This is a genomic window from Streptosporangium sp. NPDC050148 (genome assembly GCF_055586505.1).
In genome coordinates this window covers 68392-87407 of sequence record NZ_JBVJIA010000034.1, presented here as the reverse complement: position 1 = coordinate 87407, position 19016 = coordinate 68392, and the positions used below count along the sequence as shown (strand labels likewise).

Annotated in this window: 3 protein-coding genes; all 3 read left to right on the top strand. The window is 76.3% G+C overall.

Annotation, left to right across the window (positions count from 1 at the left end):
- Positions 1-20 precede the first annotated feature (20 nt).
- From ACZ6RT_RS30240 to ACZ6RT_RS30230, 3 genes are read left to right on the top strand one after another with little or no spacing between them, the layout of a single operon-like run.
- Positions 21-4169, top strand: a complete 4149-nt coding sequence (locus tag ACZ6RT_RS30240) for an SDR family NAD(P)-dependent oxidoreductase (RefSeq protein ID WP_470157323.1) — start codon at positions 21-23, stop codon at positions 4167-4169.
- A 4-nt stretch (positions 4170-4173) separates the two neighbouring features.
- Entirely contained in the window at positions 4174-9138 is a 4965-nt protein-coding gene (locus ACZ6RT_RS30235; protein ID WP_470157322.1) for a type I polyketide synthase, read from the top strand.
- Between the two features lie 26 nt (positions 9139-9164).
- Positions 9165-19010 (top strand): type I polyketide synthase, encoded by a 9846-nt coding sequence (locus ACZ6RT_RS30230; protein WP_470157321.1) that lies wholly within the window; start codon positions 9165-9167, stop codon positions 19008-19010.
- The last annotated feature ends 6 nt before the right edge of the window (positions 19011-19016 follow it).

The window sequence follows — 19016 nt, the reverse complement described above, 5'->3', positions numbered from 1 at the left end:
GGGTGGCCGGGGTGATCAAGATGGTGCAGGCGATGCGGCACGGGGTGCTGCCGCCGACGTTGCACGTCACCGAACCCACCCCCCACGTCGACTGGGACTCCGGAGGCGTCCGCGTGGCCACCCGCCCGGTGGAGCTCCCCGGCGACCGACCGGCCCGCACCGGGGTCTCCAGCTTCGGCGTCAGCGGCACCAACGCCCACATCGTCCTGGAAGGCCCTCCCGTCCCCGGCCCGGACGAGCAGCGGCCCGCCGCCCCCGGCGAGCCACTCGTCTGGACCGTGTCGGCCAAGACCGACACCGCCCTGCGGGCACAGGCCGGCCGGCTGCGCCGGTACGCCGCCGGCGCCTCCGACGACGACCTGCGCGCCACCGGCCGTACCCTGGCCGCACGCGCGGGGTTCGCCCACCGCGCCGTGGTGGTGGCCGCGGACCGCGACGAGCTGCTCGCAGCGCTCGCCGCCGTCGCCGACGGCACCCCCCACGCCGCAGCCGTCCACGGCGAGGCGCTCCCCGCCGCCCGGCCGGTGTTCGTCTTCCCCGGCCAGGGCTCCCAGTGGGAGGGCATGGCCGTCGACCTCCTGGACACCAGCGAGGTCTTCCGCACCCGTCTGCTGGACTGCGACGAGGCACTGCGCCCGCACACCGGATGGTCGGTCGTCGACGTGCTGCGCGGGCGTGACGGCGCCCCCGCCCTGGAGGGCACCGACGTCATCCAGCCCGTCCTGTTCGCCGTCATGGTCTCCCTCGCCGAGCTGTGGCGCTCCTGCGGCGTCGACCCCACGGCGGTCGTCGGCCACTCCCAGGGCGAGATCGCCGCCGCGTGCGTCGCCGGGGTGCTCACCCTGTCCGACGCCGCCACGGTCGTCGCCCTGCGCTCCCGGGCACTGATCCGGCTCAGCGGCACCGGTGGCATGCTCGCGGTGGCCCTGCCCGCCGCCGAGACCCGGACACGGCTCCAGCCGTGGGAGGGCAGCCTCTGGGTGGCCGTCCACAGCGGCCCGGCCTCCTGCGTCGTCGCCGGGGAGGCCGCCGCGCTGGACGAGTTCACCGCGGCCTGCGGAGAAGACGTCCGCGTGCGCCGCATCGCCGTCGACTACGCCTCCCACACCCCGCTCGTCGAGCCCATCGCCGACGAGCTCGCCGCCGCTCTCGACGGCATACGGCCGGACGACACCGGCATCGCCTTCTGCTCCTCCCTCGCCGGGCGGTTCATCGAGCCGTCCCGGCTGACCTCCGGCTACTGGTACGACAACCTGCGCAACCCGGTGCTGTTCGACGAGGCGATCAGGGCGTGCGCGGGAGCGGGCACGCCGCTGTTCGTCGAGGTCAGCCCGCACCCGGTGCTGGGCGCCGACGCCGACGAGATCTGCCACGCCGCGGGCGTCACCGCCGGGGTCTGCGCGACCCTGCGCCGCGGCGCCGGCGACCGGCCGCGCTTCCTGCTCGCGCTCGCCCACGCCTGGGCGCTCGGCGCGGACGTCGACTGGCTCACCGCGCTCGCCCCCGCTCCGCGACCGGTGAAGGACCCGCCCACCTACGCCTTCGAACGGCGCCGCTACTGGCTCGGGGACCACGAGCCGGTGGGCCGCCCCACCGGCGCGGGCATCGACGGCTCCCGGCACCCGCTGCTGGCCGCCGTCGTCCCCGTGGCCGGCGACGCCTACGTCCTGTCCGGCCAGATCTCGGCCGGGAGCCCGGCCTGGCTCGCGGACCACGCCGTGGAGGGCGGCGTCCTGCTGCCCGGCACCGCGTTCGCCGAGCTCGCCCTCGAAGGCGGCACCCACGCCGACTGCGGGCGCCTGGACGAGCTCGTCATCGAGGCGCCGCTGCTCCTCCCGCAGAGCGGCTCCGTCACCGTCCAGGTCACCGTGGACCCGCCCGACGACGAGCGGCGCCGCGCCGTCGCCGTCCACTCCCGTACCCCCGACGGCTGGTTCCGGCACGCCTCCGGCACCCTGTCGGCCGACGCCCCCGCCGGTGTCTCGTACCCGTGGGCGGTGGAGTGGCCGCCGGTGGGGGCCGAGCCGGTGGAGGTGGAGGGTGGTTATGAGCGGCTGGCCGAGCGGGGGTACGAGTACGGTCCGGCGTTTCAGGGGTTGCGTGCGGTGTGGCGCCGGGGCGAGGAGCTGTTCGCCGAGGTGGCGCTGCCCGCTGAGATCGACCCGGCCGGGTACGGCGTCCACCCCGCCCTCCTCGACGCCGCCCTGCATCCCCTCGTCCTGACCGGCGGCGACGACGAGCTTCTCCTGCCCTTCGCCTTCGGTGGCGTGCTGCTGCACGCCACCGGGGCCCCCGAACTGCGGGTACGGCTGACCACCACCGGCGAGGACACCCTCGTCGAGGCGGCCGACCCGGCCGGCGCGCCGGTCCTGTCGATCGACGCCCTCCGCGTACGGGCCGCCGCCCCCCGCCATAGCGCCCCCGGCGGTACGGCGGTGCACGGCGTCGACTGGATCGAGGCACCCGCCGTCACCGAGGGAACCGCCGGAACCGCCGGGGCCACCACCGCCGACGCCGTGGTGATCCCGTGCGTGAGCGACCTGCCCGACGTGCCCGCCCGCGTCCGCGAGCTGACCGGCCGGGTCCTCGACGCCATCGCCGTGCACCCCGCCGACACCACCCTGATCTTCACCACCCGGGCCGGCGACCCGGCGGGCGCCGCGGTGTGGGGGCTGGTGCGGTCGGCGCAGTCGGAGCAGCCCGGCCGGTTCGTCCTGGCCGAGGTCGAGGACGACCATGTCGACCACATCGACCGGTCCCTCGTCACGGCGACCGGCGAACCCCAGGTCCGCATCGTGCGCGGCAGGCCTCTCGTCCCGCGCCTGGCGCGGCGCGAGGTGCTCGCCGAGGCACGGCCACCGGTGTCGGGGACGGTGGTGGTGACCGGTGGTACCGGTGGTCTGGGGGCGTTGGTGGCGCGGCGGTTGGTGACGGGTCATGGGGTGCGGGACCTGTTGTTGCTGTCGCGGCGGGGTCTGTCGGCTCCGGGGGCGGGTGAGCTGGTGGCCGACCTGGAAGGCCTGGGTGCTCGCGTCGAGGTGGTGGCGTGTGATGTGTCCGATCGTGACGCTCTGGCCGCCGTACTGGACGGGGTGTCGCTCGGCGGGGTCGTGCACACCGCCGGAGTGCTGGACGACGCCGTCATCGAAGGGTTGTCGGCTTCGCGGTTGGATGCGGTGCTGGCGCCGAAGGCGGACGCGGCGTGGTACCTGCACGAGCTGACCGCCGACCACCAGCTGTCGATGTTCGTGTTGTTCTCCTCCCTGGCCGGGGTGGTGGGCAACCCCGGCCAGGGCAATTACGCGGCGGCGAACGCGTTCTTGGACGCGCTGGCCGCCCACCGCCGTCAGCTCGGTTTGGCGGGGGTGTCGATCGCGTGGGGGTTGTGGGACACCGCCTCGCAGATGACCGGTGGCCTGTCGCCTGCGGATGTGGCGCGTCTGGCGCGTGCCGGGGTGGCGCCGTTGAGCGTGGAGCAGGGCCTGGAGCTGTTCGACGCCGCGCTGGCGAGCCCCGACCCGCTGGTGGTCGCCACCCGCTGGGACGCGGCCGGGTTGCGGGCCCGCGCCGAGGCCGGGGACCTGCCGCCGATGCTGCGCGGCCTCGTCCGCACCCCCCGCCGAACCGCGGGAACCGGCACGGTCACCCCGGCCGGACCCGGCGCGCTCGCCGGACGCCTGGCCGCGCTGCCCCGGCAGGACGCGCTCCGCCTCCTCGTCGACACCGTCCGCGCCCAGGTCGCCTCCGTCCTCGCGCACGGCGGCCCCGACAGCGTCGAGCTCGAACGCCCCTTCAACCAGCTCGGCTTCGACTCCCTGACCGCCGTCGAACTGCGCAACCGCCTCAACACCGACACCGGGCTCCGCCTGCCGCCCACCCTCGTCTTCGACCACCCCACCGTCAACGCCCTGGCCTCCTACCTGGCCGAGGTCCTCACCCCCGCGCCCCCCTCGGCCGAGGACACCCTGCGCGGCGCGCTGGAACAGATCGACGACCTGCTCCTGGCCGCCAACGGCGAGGGGGACGCCGTCCGCGCCCGGCTGGTGCCGATCCTGCAGGGCGCCCTCACCAGGCTCGGAGCCGCCCCCGCGGACACCGGCGGGGTGATGGCCACGATCGACTCCGCCTCCGACGAGGAGATCTTCGCCCTCATCGACAACGAACTGTGACGACATGACCGCGACAGGAAAGGCTCCGCCGATGGGGACCGAGGACAAGCTCCGCGCCTACCTCAAGCGCGTGACCGTCGAACTGGCCCAGACCCGCCGCAACCTCGCCGAGGTGGAGGAGCGACGCGACGAGCCCATCGCCGTCATCGGCATGGCCTGCCGCTACCCCGGCGGCGCGGACACCACCGAGGACTTCTGGGAACTGCTCAGGGAGGGCCGGAACGCGGCCCGCGAGATACCGGCCACCCGCTGGGACATCGACGACTACTACGACCCCGACCCGCGCGTCCCCGGCGGCATCTACACCCGCTACGGCACCTTCCTGGAGGACGTCGCCGGCTGGGACGCCGAGTTCTTCGGCCTGTCCCCCCGCGAGGCCCTGCGCATGGACCCCCAGCAGCGCATGCTCCTGGAGCTCGCCTGGGAGGGCCTGGAGAGCGCCGGCCTGTCACCGTCACGCCTGCGGGGCAGCCGCACCGGCGTCATGGTCGGCTACATGGACACCCTGCAGTACGGCAGGCTCCAGATGGAGTGGCAGGGCCGCGACGCCCTGTCCGACCCCTACCTCGGCCAGGGCGCCATCGCCAGCGTCGCGGCCGGGCGTATCGCCTACCAGCTCGACCTGATCGGCCCCACCCTCACCGTCGACACCGCCTGCTCCTCCTCGCTCATCGCCGTCCACCTGGCCGCCGAGAGCCTGCGCAGGGGAGAGTGCGACCTCGCGCTGGCGGCCGGGGCCTCCCTGTCACTGCACCCCACGCTCTACATCCAGGCGTGCGCCGGGCTCATGATGTGCTCCGACGGCCGGTGCAAGACCTTCGACGAGAACGCCGACGGCTACGTCATGGGCGAGGGCGGCGGCCTGGTCGTGCTCGAACCGCTGTCGAAGGCCCTGGCCAACGGCCGCCGCATCCGCGCCGTGATACGCGGCTCGGCCGTCAACCAGGACGGCCGCAGCAACGGGCTCACCGCTCCCAGCCGCAAGGCCCAGGTCGACGTGATCACCCGCGCGCTCGCCGCCGCCCGCGTCACGCCCGACGAGATCGACTACGTCGAGGCGCACGGCTCCGGCACCCACCTCGGCGACGCCATCGAGCTGTCGGCACTGCACGACGTCTTCGGCGGACGCCCCGCGGACCACCCGCTCCGCGTCGGAGCCGTCAAGACCAACATCGGCCACACCCAGGCCGCCGCCGGGGTCGCCGGGCTGATCAAGACGGTGCTCATCCTGGAGAACGAGCTGATCCCGCCCAACCTCAACCTCACCGTCCCGGCCGCAGCCATCCCCGGCGACGGCACCGTGCGGCCCGTCACCGACCCGCTGCCCCTGCCCCACCGGGACACCCCCCGGCTCGCCGGCGTCAGCTCCTTCGGGCTGTCGGGCACCAACGCCCACCTCGTCGTCCAGGCACCCCCGTCCCCGGAGAGCCCGGCCCGCCCGGCGGGCACGACCCCGGCCGCGCCGTACGTGCTGCCGCTGTCGGCGGGCGACGAGGCGGCGCTGCGCGAGCAGGCGGACCGCCTCGCCGGCTGGCTCCAGGAGCGGCCCGGCACCGACCTGGCCGACGTCGCCCACACGCTCCAGACCGGCCGCGCCGAGCTCGACCACCGCCGCGCCGTCGTCTGCGCCGACACGGCGGAGGCCCTGCGGCGGTTGCGCTCCACCTCCGCGGACGGCCACCGCGTCAGGCGCCGCCCCCGCGTCGCGTTCCTGCTGCCCGGCGTCGGCGACCAGTACGCCGGCCTCGGCAGGGAACTGTACGCCGCCGAACCCGTCTACGCCGAGGCCGTCGACCGGTGCGTCGAGCTCGTCCACCGGCGCTCCGGCGTGGACCTGCGCCCCCTGTTCTTCCCCGGCGACGGCACCCCCGCCACCCCCGCCGCCCCCGCCGTCACCGACCTGGCCGCCCTCCTCGGCCGGACCCCCGAGAAGTCCCGCGACGACCGCGTCGCCGGTGACGCCGGTGACGCCGGTGACGCCGGTGACGCCGGCGACACCGGCGACGCACACGACCCGCTCGACCAGGCCGCCACCGCCCACCCCTTCCTGTTCACCGTCGAGTACGCGCTCGCCCGCCTCCTCGCCCACTGGGGCGTCACCCCCGACCTGCTCGTCGGCTACAGCCTCGGCGAGTACGTCGCCGCCACCCTGGCCGGGGTGTTCACCCTGGAGGACGCCCTGCACGTGGTCGCCGAGCGGGCCCACCTGATCGGCACCGTGCCGGCAGGGCGCATGGTCGCGGTCGCCGCCCCGGAGGACCGCGTCCGCGCCGTCCTCACCGCGAGCGGAGCCGACGTGGACGTCGCCGCCCGCAACGGGCCCGCGATGACCGTGCTCAGCGGCCTGCCCGCCGAGATCGACGCCGCGACCGCCGCGCTCGCCGCCGACGGCCTGGCCTGCCGCCCCCTGCGCTCCGCCCACGCCTTCCACTCCACGCTGCTGCAGCCCGCCCGGGAGAAGCTCGCCGCCGTGCTGGAGGGCGTGACCATGCGTCCCCCCGCCGTCGCCATCGTGTCCAACCTCACCGGGAGCCGCCTCACCGCCGAACAGGCCACCAGCCCCTCCTACTGGGCCGACCAGCTCGTCGGCACCGTCCGCTTCGCCGACGGCGTACGGCACTGCCTGGAGCAGGAGGTGTCCGCGTTCGTCGAGCTCGGCCCCGGCCAGACGCTCGGCGGGCTGGTCCGCCAGAACCTCACCGGAGGCGGCGGCGGAGCCGCCGTCCTGGGCACGCTCGCCCCGCACTGGAACGCGGCGGGGAACCGGGACGCCCACGGCGACCTCCTGACCACCTGCGCCACGCTGTGGGAGCTCGGCGCCGACGTCACCTGGGACCTCGCCCGGCCGGGCGGCGGCCGGGTCGTCGACCTGCCCACCTACCCCTTCCAGCGCGTCCGCTTCTGGCCCGAGCCGGCCCGGAACCTGCCGGAGCCCTCCCGGGCCGGGACGGCGGAACCCGCCGACCACGTCTTCGTCCCCACCTGGCGGCGCGACCCGGCCGCCCGCGCGACCCCGCCGGCCGCCCGCGCGACCCCGCCGGCCGCCCGCCCGCTGCCCGGCCCGCTCGTCGTCTTCACCGACCCCGGCGGGACCGGGACGGCACTCGCCGACCTGGCCGCCGCGTCCGGCACCCCCGTCGTCGAGGTCGTGCCCGGCACCGGGCCGCACCGCGACGGCCGCCGCCTCACCATCGACCCGGCCGACCCCGGCCAGTACGCCGAGGCGTTCGCCGGGCTCGGTGACGGGCCCGTGCACGTGGCCCACCTGTGGAGCCTGGCCGTCCCGGGCCCCGCGGCGGGCACCCCGCCCGGGGACGACGACCTGCGCGCCGCCGTCGGGCACGGCTTCGACAGCCTCATGCTCGTCCTGCAGGCACTGGGGGAGCGGCCCGCCCGGCTGCTCACCGTGACGCGGGGGGCCGCCGACATCCTCGGCGGCGACGCCGTCGCACCCCACCAGGCACTGGCCCACGGGCTGGGCCGGGCGGCCAGGCACGAGTACCCGGGCCTGACCTGGTCCGGCGCCGACCTCGATCCCGGCGACCCCGGCGACCCCGGCGACTCCCGTGACCCCGGTGACCACGGTGCCCCGGACGCCCCGCTCGACGGCGCGGCCCGGCAGCTCCTCACCGAACTGCTCACCGAACCCGGCGCGGGCGACACCCCCGAGTCGCCCGACCCGCTCACCGGCTGGCGGCGCGGCCGGCGCTGGGTACGCGGCTGGACCCCGGTCCCCGACACGCTCCCCGCCACCGCTCCCGCCACGTCCCCCGATGCGGACGCGGAGCACGCCGGGCAGGACCGGCCCGTCTGGCGCCCCGACGGCGCCTACCTCATCACCGGCGGCACCCGCGGCCTCGGCATGGCCCTGGCCGGGCACCTCGTCCGCTCGGGCGTCCGCCGCCTCGCCCTCCTGGCCCGTACCGCCCCGCCCGAAGGCGACGAGGGGGTCGCGCGGCTGGAGGCCGCGGGCGCCGAGGTGCTGCTGCTGACCGCCGACGCCGGGGTGCCCGACCAGCTGCGCGCCGCCCTGAAACGGGCACGGGAGCACTTCGGCCGCCTGCACGGCGTGATCCACGCGGCCGGGCTGCCCGCCGGGGGACTGCTGCTGCGCCGCACGCCCGCCGAGGCCGCCCGGGTGCTCGCCCCCAAGGTGCACGCCATGGGCCCGCTCGCCGAGCTGGTCGGCCCCGGCACCCCCGAGAGCGAGCGGCCCGAGCTGCTCGTCCTGTACTCCTCGGCCGTCACCGCGTTCGGCGGCATCGGCGAGGGCGACTACTGCGCCGCCAACACCGTGCTCGACGCCTACGGCCAGGCACTGGCGGGCACCGCGCCCTCCACCCGGGTCGTCACCGTCGCCTGGGGCCCCTGGCGGCACGACGTCTGGCAGTCGGAACGGCTGAAGACCGCCGGGAGCCTCGCCGACAGGGTCGCCGCCTACCGCGACCGCTACGGCTTCGCCGACGAGGCCGGATGCGCCCTCCTGGACCGGATCGTCGCCGGAGGACACGGCTGCGTCATGGCCGTCCGGCAGCCGCTCCGCGAGGTGCTCGACGCCTGGACGAACATGCTCGACCTGGACGGCCTCCTGCAGTCGGCCACGGCCGCGCCGCAGGGCGAGCGCTTCCCCAGGCCCGGCCTGCGCACCGACTACACCGCCCCCAGGAGCGAGGCCGAGGCCAGGATGGCCGACCTGTGGGGCGCCTACCTCGGCATCGACCGGGTCGGCGTGCACGACCCCTTCTTCGACCTGGGAGGCAACTCCCTGACGGGCATGGCCATGGTGCTCGCCATCGAAAAGGACCTCGGCCGCCCCGTCGCGCCCGCCGTGCTGTTCGAGCACCCCACCGTGGCCGCGTTCGCAGCCGCCCTGGACGGCGACGACGACCCCGGCGCCCAGGAGGCGCTCGCCGGCAGTTCCGCACGGGGGCAGCGGCGCCGCCGCGCCCGTTCCAGCAACCGCACATGAGACCGGACACGAGGACGGTAGACGTGATGGACGACATCGAGGGCCCGGGCACCGACATCGCGATCGTCGGCATGTCCGGCCGCTTCCCGGGGGCGTCCGGCGTCGCCGAGCTCTGGTCCGCGATCCGGGCCGGAGCCTCCGGGATCACCCGCTTCACCGACGACGAGCTGCGCGCCGCGGGCGTCCCCGCCGACCTCGTCGACGACCCCGCGTACGTGAAGGCCGCACCGGTCATCGACGGCGTCGAGGAGTTCGACGCGGCCTTCTTCGGGTTCGGCCCCAAGGAGGCCCAGATCCTCGACCCGCAGCACCGGCTGTTCCTGGAGCACAGCTGGGCGGCGCTGGAGGACGCGGGCTGCGACCCCAAGCGGTTCGACGGCTCCATCGGCGTGTTCGGCGGCTGCGCCCACAGCTCCTACATGCAGAACAACCTGCTGCCCAGCGGCATCAGCGCGATCATGGGTGATCTCGCCGTCGGCCTGGCCAACGACAAGGACTCCCTCACCACCCGGGTGGCGCACACGATCGGCCTGTCGGGCCCCAGCTACGGCGTGCAGAGCTACTGCTCGACCTCGCTCGTCGCGGTGTGCGCCGGCGCCTCCAGCCTGGCCGGCTACGAGTGCGACCTGGCCCTGGCCGGCGGCGTCGCGGTCAACGTGCCGCAACGGGTCGGCTACCTGTACCAGCAGGGCGGCATCGCGCCTCCCGACGGCCTGTGCCGCGCCTTCGACGCGCGCGGCCTGGGCAGCCCGCTCGGCAGCGGCGTCGGCGTCGTCGCCCTGCGGCGCCTGGAGGACGCCCTCGCCGACGGCGACCAGATCTACGCGGTCATCCGGGGCTGGGCGGTCAACAACGACGGCGGGCGCAAGGTGGGCTTCACCGCGCCCGGCGTGCAGGGCCAGGCCGCCGTCATGGCCGAGGCGCTGGCCAGCCCCGACCTCGCACCGGCCGACATCGACTACGTCGAGGCGCACGGCACCGGCACCGCGCTCGGCGACGCCGCCGAGCTGGCCGCGCTCCAGCAGGTCTACGGCGGCCAGTCGCTGCTGATCGGCTCCGTCAAGCCCAACGTCGGCCACCTGGACCGCGCCGCAGGCGTCACCAACCTGATCAAGGCCGCGCTCGCCCTGCGTCACGACGAGATCCCGCCCACGCTCAACCTGTCGGAGCCCAACCCGCAGCTCGGCACCGGGGAGGCCCGCCTCGACGTGGTCACCCGGCTGCGGAGCTGGCCGCGCGAGGCCGGCCGCATCCGCCGGGCCGGGGTGAGCGCGTTCGGTATCGGCGGCACCAACGCCCACGTGGTCCTGGAGGAGGCGCCGCTGGTGCCCAGGACCGAGGAGACGCCGCGCCCGGAACCGCTGATCTGGTCGGCGCGCACGGCCGCGGCGGCCGACGAGATGACCACCCGGCTCGCCGGCCACCTCGCCGGCGACGGGAGCGGGCACCGGCTCGCCGACGTGGCCCACACCCTTCAGGCCGGACGGCAGGGGTTCGGCCACCGCAGGCTGCTGGTCGCCTCCTCCGCCGCCGAGGCCGCCGAGGCGCTGGCCGACGGGGACGTGCTCGGCCGCGCCGAGAGCCGCGCCGACCGGCCCGTCGCCTTCCTCATCGCGGGCACCGGCGAGCAGTACCCCGGCATGGCCGCCGAGCTGTACGGGAGCGAGCCGGTCTTCCGCGAGGCGCTCGACGACTGCCGCGCGCGGCTGCGCAGGCTCATGGGCGGCACCGACCCGCTCACCGAGATGCTCACCCCCCGGACGCCCCCCGCGGACGGCGGCCTCGGCGCGCTGCTCGGCCGCGCGCCCGGACCCGCCGCCGCGACCCCGACCGCCGTCCTGCAACCGGCCCTGTTCGCGGTCGAGTACGCGCTCGCCGTGCTCGTCCGGTCCTGGGGGATCCAGCCGTCGGTGCTGGCCGGATACAGCCTCGGCGAGTACGTGGCCGCCTGCCTGGCCGGAGTGCTCTCCCTGGAGTCGGCCCTCGCCCTGGTCGCCCACCGCGCCCGCCTCATCGGCGAGCTGCCCGCGGGCGCCATGGCCGCGGTTCCGCTGGCCGCCGAGGACGTGCTGGAGCGCATCGGACGCGCGGGCATCACCGGCGTCGGCGTCGGCGCGGTCAACGGGCCCGAGCTCACCGTGCTGTCCGGCGAGGTGCGGGGCATCGCCGCCGTCAGGGCCCTGCTGGAGGCCGACGCGGTGCCGTGCCGGCCGCTGGCCACCACCCACGCCTTCCACTCCGCCATGATGGAGCCGATCCGCGAGCGGCTGACCTCCTGGATCGCCGCCAACGTGACGCTGCACGCGCCGAGCGTCCCGTACGTGTCCAACGTCACGGGCGAGCGGGCCACCGCCGAGCAGGTCACCGACCCCGCCTACTGGGCCGAGCACATGTGCGCGCCCGTCCGGTTCCACGACGTGCTGCGCACCCTGCTGCGCCAGGAGGGCGAGCCCGCGCTCCTGGAGATCGGTCCCGGCCGGTCGCTGGGCGCGATGGCGCGCGGCCACGCCGACTGCCCTCCGGAGCGCTGGCCGCTCATCGTGCCGACCCTGCCCGGCGCGAGCGACCCCGGCCCGGCCCAGGCCGTGCTCGCCGAGGCGGCGGGACGGCTCTGGCTGACGGGCGTCCCGATCGACTGGGCCGGCTACCGCCAGGACCGCCCCGTCGCCAAGGTCGGCCTTCCGACGTACCCCTTCCAGCGCGAGCGCTTCTGGGTGAACCCGCCCGCGCCCGGTGTGCCCGCCCTCCCCGGCGAACCCGCGCTCTCCCCGAACGGACGGGACCACGGCGCGTCCTCCGGCGGGACGCTCCCGGACGGCGCGTCCTCCGGCGGCGCGTCCCTGGGCGGCGCGTCCTCCCCGGGCGGGGCGGCCGACGGCGCCTCGCGCACCGCGCACGTGACGCTGATGACCCCCCGCTGGGTTCCCGGCGGGACCGGCGCGGCCGGTGCGTCCGGTGCGGCCGGTGCGGCCGGCGCGGTGGGGGAGCGGGCCGCGCGCTGCGTCGTCCTGCCCGACGCCGCCGGAGCCGGTGAGGCACTGGCCCGCGCGCTGCGCGCCGAGGGCACCGAGGTCGTCACCGTCACCGCCGGGGACACCTTCGCCGAGACGCCGGACGGCTTCACCGTCGATCCCGCCTCGCCCACCGACCACGCCGCCCTGGCGGGCCGGCTCGGTACCCCCGGCGGCATCACCGTGGTCGACCTGCGCCTCCTCGACCGCCCCGGCGGCGGTGACGGTGACGGCCGGGACACCCTGCCCGCCGTGGCGCGGCTGCTCGCCGCCTGGGGCGAGGAGGCCGCCGACTCCGTCCGCGTCCTCCTCGTCACCCGGGGCGGCCAGGCCGTGACCGGCGACGACCGCCCCGACCCCGGTCAGGCCGCCGCCGCGACGCTCCCCATGGTCGCCAACCAGGAGTACCTGAACCTCGACTGCGCCACCGTCGACGTGGCGGCCGACGCTGGGGCCGCCGACGTGGCCGAAGCGCTCGCCACCGAGGTCCGCCGCCCGTCCGGCGACGTCTTCGTCGCCTACCGGGACGGCTCCCGCCTGGTCCGTACCTACACCCCCGCCGAGACCGGGACCGGGACCGGGACCGAGACCGAGACCGAGACCGGGACCACGGCCGGGACCGGGACCACGGCCACGGCCGGGACGGGGACCGCGGTCACGCCCGGGGCCGATCCCGAGGAGGGGACCGGAGCCGGGGCACAGATCCGGAAGGGCGGGACCTACCTCGTCACCGGCGGACTCGGGGACGTCGGCCTGCTGCTGGCCGCGCACCTGGCCGACGAGGGCGCCGGAAGGCTGATCCTGCTGAGCCGGGGCGGCGTGCCCGACTCCGCCGACGGCGAGGCGCACCCGCGCCGCACGGCCGTGGACGCGCTGCGCGCGCGGGGCGTCGAGGTGAGCACCCCCAGGGTGGACGTCGCCGACGCCGGCGCCCTGCGCGCGCTGCTCGCGCGGGAGAGCCGCCTGGACGGCGTCGTGCACGCCGCCGCCGTCACCACCCCCGACACCTTCGGCCCGCTGCGGGACCTCGACGACGCCGGCGTCGCCCGGCACTTCGACGCCAAGGTCACCGGCGCCCTGGCGCTGGAGCGTGCCCTCGCCGGGACGGGCCTCGCACCGGACTTCTGCGTGCTGTTCTCCTCCACCTCCGCGCTGCTCGGCGGCATCACGTTCGGCAGCTACGCCGCCGCCAACGCCGCGCTGACCGCCGTCGCCCACCGCCACCACGGCGGGCCCGTACGGTGGACGGCCGCGAGCTGGGACACCTGGTCGGTGACGCTGGAGCGCATCGAGGGCGGGCTGGGCGCGGCCATGGCCGCCCACTCCATGTCCGCGGACGAGGCCCTGGCCGCCTTCGACCGGGTGCGGGCCGGAAGCGGCCCGCACGTCGTCGTGGCCGCGGGCGGCCTGGACGACCGGCTCCCCACGGCGCAGCCCGCTCCGGCCGGCGCGAGCACCGGCCCCGGCGCCGGTTCCGCGGGGGGCGCCGACCGGTTCCCGCGGCCCGAGCTGCCCCAGCCGTACTCGGCGCCGGTCTCGCAGTCCGAGCGGGACCTCGCCGGGCTCTGGTCGGAGGTGCTCGGCGTCGAGCCGGTCGGCACCCGCGACAACTTCTTCGACCTGGGCGGCAACTCCCTGGTGGCGCTGCAGATGCTGGCGCTGGTCAGGAAGCGCCACGGCGTCGCGGTGCCGACCGTGACCCTGTTCGAGGCGCCGACCGTGCGGACGCTGGCCGCCTTCCTCGACGAGCGGCGCGCCACCGTCCAGGGCTCCCCGCCGCGGCCCGCCCCGGCCCCGAGGCCCGTCCGGGAGGTGCCCGTACGCGTCACCCGGCGGGCGGACGACGACCGGCGGATCGCGATCGTCGGCATGGCCGGCCGTTTCCCCGGCGCCCCGGACGTGTCCGCGTTCTGGCGGAACCTCCGCGACGGCGTCGAGTCGATCACGTTCTTCTCCGAGGAGGAGCTGGTCGCCGCCGGGGCCGACCCCGAGCAGGTGCGCGACCCCGCGTACGTGCCCGCCAGGCCGGTCCTCGACGACGTCGGCGGCTTCGACGCGTCGTTCTTCGGCATGAGCCCGCGGATGGCCGCGATCACCGACCCGCAGCAGCGGGCCTTCCTGGAGGTCTGCTGGGAGGCCCTGGAGCAGGCCGGCTACGCCGCGCCCGGGAACCGGGGCCGGGTCGGCGTGTTCGGCGGCGCCAACATCAGCACCTACCTGCTCAGGATGACCGACCACCTGCTCGGCGGCGGCCAGAAGGACTTCAGCGACTTCGAAGTGATCATGGGCAACGACAAGGACGCCCTGCCCACCACCGTCTCCTACCTGCTCGACCTGCACGGGCCCAGCGTCGCGGTGCAGACGTTCTGCTCCACCTCGCTGGTCGCCGCCCACCTGGCGGTGCAGAGCCTGCGCAACGGGGAGTGCGAGCTCGCCCTGGCCGGCGGCGTCTCCATCCGCGTGCCGGACCGGGTGGGACACCTGTACGGGCCGGGCGGGCAGGAGTCGCCCGACGGGCACGTGCGCACCTTCGACGCCCTGGCCAAGGGCAGCATGTTCGGTGACGGCGCCGCCGCCGTCCTGCTCAAGCGGCTGCCCGACGCGGTGCGCGACGGAGACCACATCTGGGCGGTGATCCGCGGCACGGCCATGAACAACGACGGCGCCCTCAAGGTCGGCTACACCGCGCCGAGCGTCGTGGGCCAGTCCCGCGTGATCGCCGACGCGATGGCCGACGCCGGAGTCACCGGCGAGGACATCAGCTACGTCGAGGCGCACGGCACCGCCACCGAGCTGGGCGACCCGATCGAGGTGGCGGCCCTCGCCCGCGCCTTCGGGCCCACCCGCGACAGCCGGTACTGCGCGATCGGCTCGGTCAAGACCAACGTCGGCCACCTCGACCGCGCGGCAGGGGCGAGCGGCCTGATCAAGACCGCGTTCTCGCTGCGCGACGGGGTGATCCCGGCCAGCCTGCACTACACCAGCCCCAACCCGGAGATCGACTTCGAGTCCGGGCCCTTCTACGTCAACACCGAGCTGTCGCCGTGGCGGACCCGCGACGGCCGGCCGCGCATCGCGGGACTCAACTCGCTCGGCATGGGGGGCACCAACGTGCACATGGTGATCGAGGAGCCGCCCGCCCGCCCCGACGCCTCGCCATCCGCCCGGCGCCACCAGGTGCTGCCGGTCTCGGCCCGCGCCGCCGCCGCGGCCGACGAGTCCTGCCGCCGCCTCGGCCGTCACCTGGCCGCCGAGCCGGACACGCGTCTCGCGGACGTGGCCTACACCCTGCAGGCCGGGCGGAAGACGTTCGAGCACCGGCGCGTGCTGGTCGCCGCCGACACCGGCACCGCCGCCGCCGCGCTGGAGAGCGGCACGGGCCTGCTCGGCCGGGTGGAGACCGCCCAGGACCGCAAGGTCGCCTTCCTGCTCGCCGGGGTCGGCGAGCAGTACCCCGGGCTCGCCGGGGACCTGTACCGGCACGAGCCCGTCTTCCGCCGGGCCCTCGACGAGTGCCTCCACCTGCTGAACGAGACCCTCGACGGCCTCGACGACGGCGACGGGGCCGGCGCGGACGGTGGTGCCCGGGTCGACATCGCCGCCCTGCTGACCGGCGCCCGCACCGCGGGCCCCGGCCTGGCGGCCCTGCTGGGCCGCGAAGGTTCCCCGAACGGCACCCGCGACGGCTCCCGGAACGGCACCCTGAACGGCACCCGCGACGGCTCCCAGAACGGCACCCTGAACGGCACCCGCGACGGTTTTCAGAACGGCACCCGCGACGAGCGGGCCGCGGTGCTGGCGCGTACCGAGATCGCGCAGCCCGCCCTGTTCGCCGTGGAGTACGCCCTGGCGCGCACCCTCATGGCGTGGGGCCTGCGGCCGGAGATCATGCTCGGCTACAGCCTCGGCGAGTACGTCGCGGCCTGCCTGGCGGGCGTGCTCTCCCTCGGGGACGCCGTCGCCCTGGTCGCGTACCGGGCACGGCTCATCGCCGCCCTGCCCGCCGGGTCCATGCTCGCCGTCTCCATGCCCGCCGCCACGCTGGACCGCCGCTTCCGGCTGGAGGGGCGCGGACTCGACGTCGCCGCGGTCAACGGCCCCCAGGTCACCGTCGTCGCCGGCCCCGCCGAGCCCGTCGCCGCCCTGGCCGCCGAGCTGCGCGCGGACGGGATCCCCTGCCGCCCCCTGGAGACCACCCACGCCTTCCACTCCCGCATGCTGGAACCGGCGGCCCACGACCTCACCCAGTGGATCAAGGCCAACGTCACGCTCAACCCGCCCGCCGTCCCGTACGTCTCGAACGTGACCGGTGACGTCGCGGACGCCGAGCTGGTGTGCGACCCCGGCTACTGGGCCCGGCACATGTGCGCGACCGTGCGGTTCGCCGACGGTGCCGACCGGCTGCTGGCCGACCCCGGGTCGGCCGTCGTGGAGATCGGGCCCGGCCAGTCGCTCGGCGCGCTGGTGCGCGGCGGCGGCTGCCCGCCGGAGCGATGGCCGCTGATCACGCACACCATGCCCGCCGCGGGCGACTCCACGCCCGGCGACAAGGCGCTGGCCGACTGCCTGGGACGGCTCTGGTTGTCCGGCGTCACCCTCGACTGGGACGCCTACCACGGCCGCACCTCGGCCCCGGCCGCCGAAGCCCTCGCCACCGAAGCCCTCGCCACCGCGGAGCGCACCGGAGACCCCCTCGGAGACCCTGCCGCCGACCCCGCCGACCCCGCCGACCCCGCAGCCCCCGCCGCGGACCCCGTCGCCGGGCCGCCCGGCCGCGTCCCGCTGCCCACCTACCCCTTCCAGCGGCAGCGCCACTGGATCGACCCGCCCGCCCGCCGCGCCACGGTCGCCGCCGAGCCCGAGGACCTGTTCGAGGCCGTCGCGAGCCTGGCCAGGCTGCCCGAGGACGAGTGGCTCTACCTGCCCGTGTGGCGGCAGACCGCGGCCCCCGCCCCCGCCGCCCACGGGCCCGGCTCCCGGCTGGTCCTCACCCGCGACGGCCTCGCCGACGACGTCGCGCGACGGCTGGCCGCCGACGATGCCGACGGGGGCGACGGGGGCGACGGGGGCGAGGGGGGCGAGGGGGGCGACGGGGGCACCGTCACCCTGGTACGCCCGGGCGAGGCCTACGCCGCCACCCCCGGCGGGTACACGATCCGGCCCGGCAGCGTCGCCGACGCCGCCGCCCTGCTGCGCGACCTGCGCGCCGCAGGCCGTCCCCTGGAGCGGGTCGTCCACCTGTGGACGCTGGAGCCCGGGCCGCACGACCTCACCGTCGCCCGCGGCCTGCACACGCTCGTCGCGCTGGCCCGCGCCGCCGGCGAGGCGGGCATCGGCGAATGGTCGCTCGACGTGGCCGTCTCCGGCACCCAGCAGGTGCTGGGCGAGGAGGTGACCGACCCCTCGGGCGCCACCCTGACCGGCCCCTGCCTGGTGATCCCGCTGGAGTACCCGGGCGTGACCACCCGCCTCGTCGACCTGCCCGCCGCTCCGGCCGCCGCCGACCTGGACGCGCTGGCCGCGGAGCTGGCCCGCCCGCACGGCGACCGCACGGTGGCGCTGCGCCGGGGCCGGCGCTGGCTGCCCGGCCACGACCGGATGCCCGTACCGGCCGTCCCGGAGACGCTGCGCGACGGCGGCGTCTACCTGATCACCGGTGGGCTCGGCGGCATCGCGCTGGGCCTGGCCGAGCAGCTGGCGCGCGAGCGCCGCGCCCGGCTCGTGCTGCTCGCCAGGAACGGGCTGCCGCCCCGCGCCGAGTGGGAGGCCGTCCTGGACGGCCGCCAGGCGGCCGGCGAGACCGTCCGGCGGCGCGTGGCCCAGGTCGCAGCGCTGGTCGACCTCGGCGCCGAGGTCGAGGTCGTCACCGGCGACACGGCACGGGCCGAGGACGTGCGGCGCGCCGTGGAGACGGCCCTGGACCGCTTCGGCGCCCTGCACGGCGTCCTGCACGCCGCCGGGGTGCCCGCCATGGGGCTCATGCAGTTCAAGCGCCCCGAGGAGCTCGACGCGGTGCTCTCCCCCAAGGTCGAGGGCACGCTCGCGATCGCCGAGGCGCTGCGCATCGGCCGGCCCGACGAGATCGAGCTCGACTTCCTCGTCCTGTTCTCCTCCATCACCTCCGCCACCGGCGGCGGACCCGGCCAGGTCGACTACTGCGCCGCCAACGCCTACCTGGACGCCTACGCCTGCGCGCTCTCGGCCACCGGCCGCCGCGTGGTCGCCGTCGGCTGGGGCGAGTGGGCCTGGAACGCCTGGGAGGCCGGGCTCGAAGGGTACGAGGAGGCGCTGCGCGACTTCTTCCGCGACAACCGGGCCCGCATCGGCATCGGGTTCGCCGACGGCTGGCGCGCCCTGCTGCGCGCCCTGGCCACCGGGGAGCCGCGCGTCGTCGTCTCCACCCAGGACTTCCCCACCCTGGTGGCCGGCAGCGCCCGGTTCACGCTGGAGGCGGTGACCTCGCCCGGGCTGGGCGGGACCGGCGGCGAGCGGCACCCCCGCCCCGAGCTGCTCACCCCCTACCAGGAACCGGCCGGCCCCACCGAGGAGACCATCGCCGCGATCTGGCAGGAGTCGCTGCGCCTGGAACGCGTCGGCGCGTCCGACAACTTCTTCGAGCTCGGCGGCAACTCCCTGCTCGGCGTCTCCATCGTGGCCGCGGTACGCCGCGCGTTCGCGCTGGACGAGCTGCCGCCGCACATCCTCTACGAGTCCCCGACCGTGGCCGCGCTCGCCCGTACCGCCGAGGCCCTCGCCTCCGGTACGGCGCCCGAGACCGCCGACACCGGGGGCAGCCAGGTCCGCGCCCAGCTGCGCAGATCCGGCCTCGAAGCCTCGGCCGCCCGCAGACGCGGCCGCTGACCACAC

Bases quoted from the DNA above. Each gene is read 5' to 3' on its own strand.
- ACZ6RT_RS30240 (WP_470157323.1), top strand. From the start codon at position 21: ATGGTGCAGGCGATGCGGCACGGGGTGCTGCCGCCGACGTTGCACGTC.
- ACZ6RT_RS30235 (WP_470157322.1), top strand. From the start codon at position 4,174: ATGACCGCGACAGGAAAGGCTCCGCCGATGGGGACCGAGGACAAGCTC.
- ACZ6RT_RS30230 (WP_470157321.1), top strand. From the start codon at position 9,165: ATGGACGACATCGAGGGCCCGGGCACCGACATCGCGATCGTCGGCATG.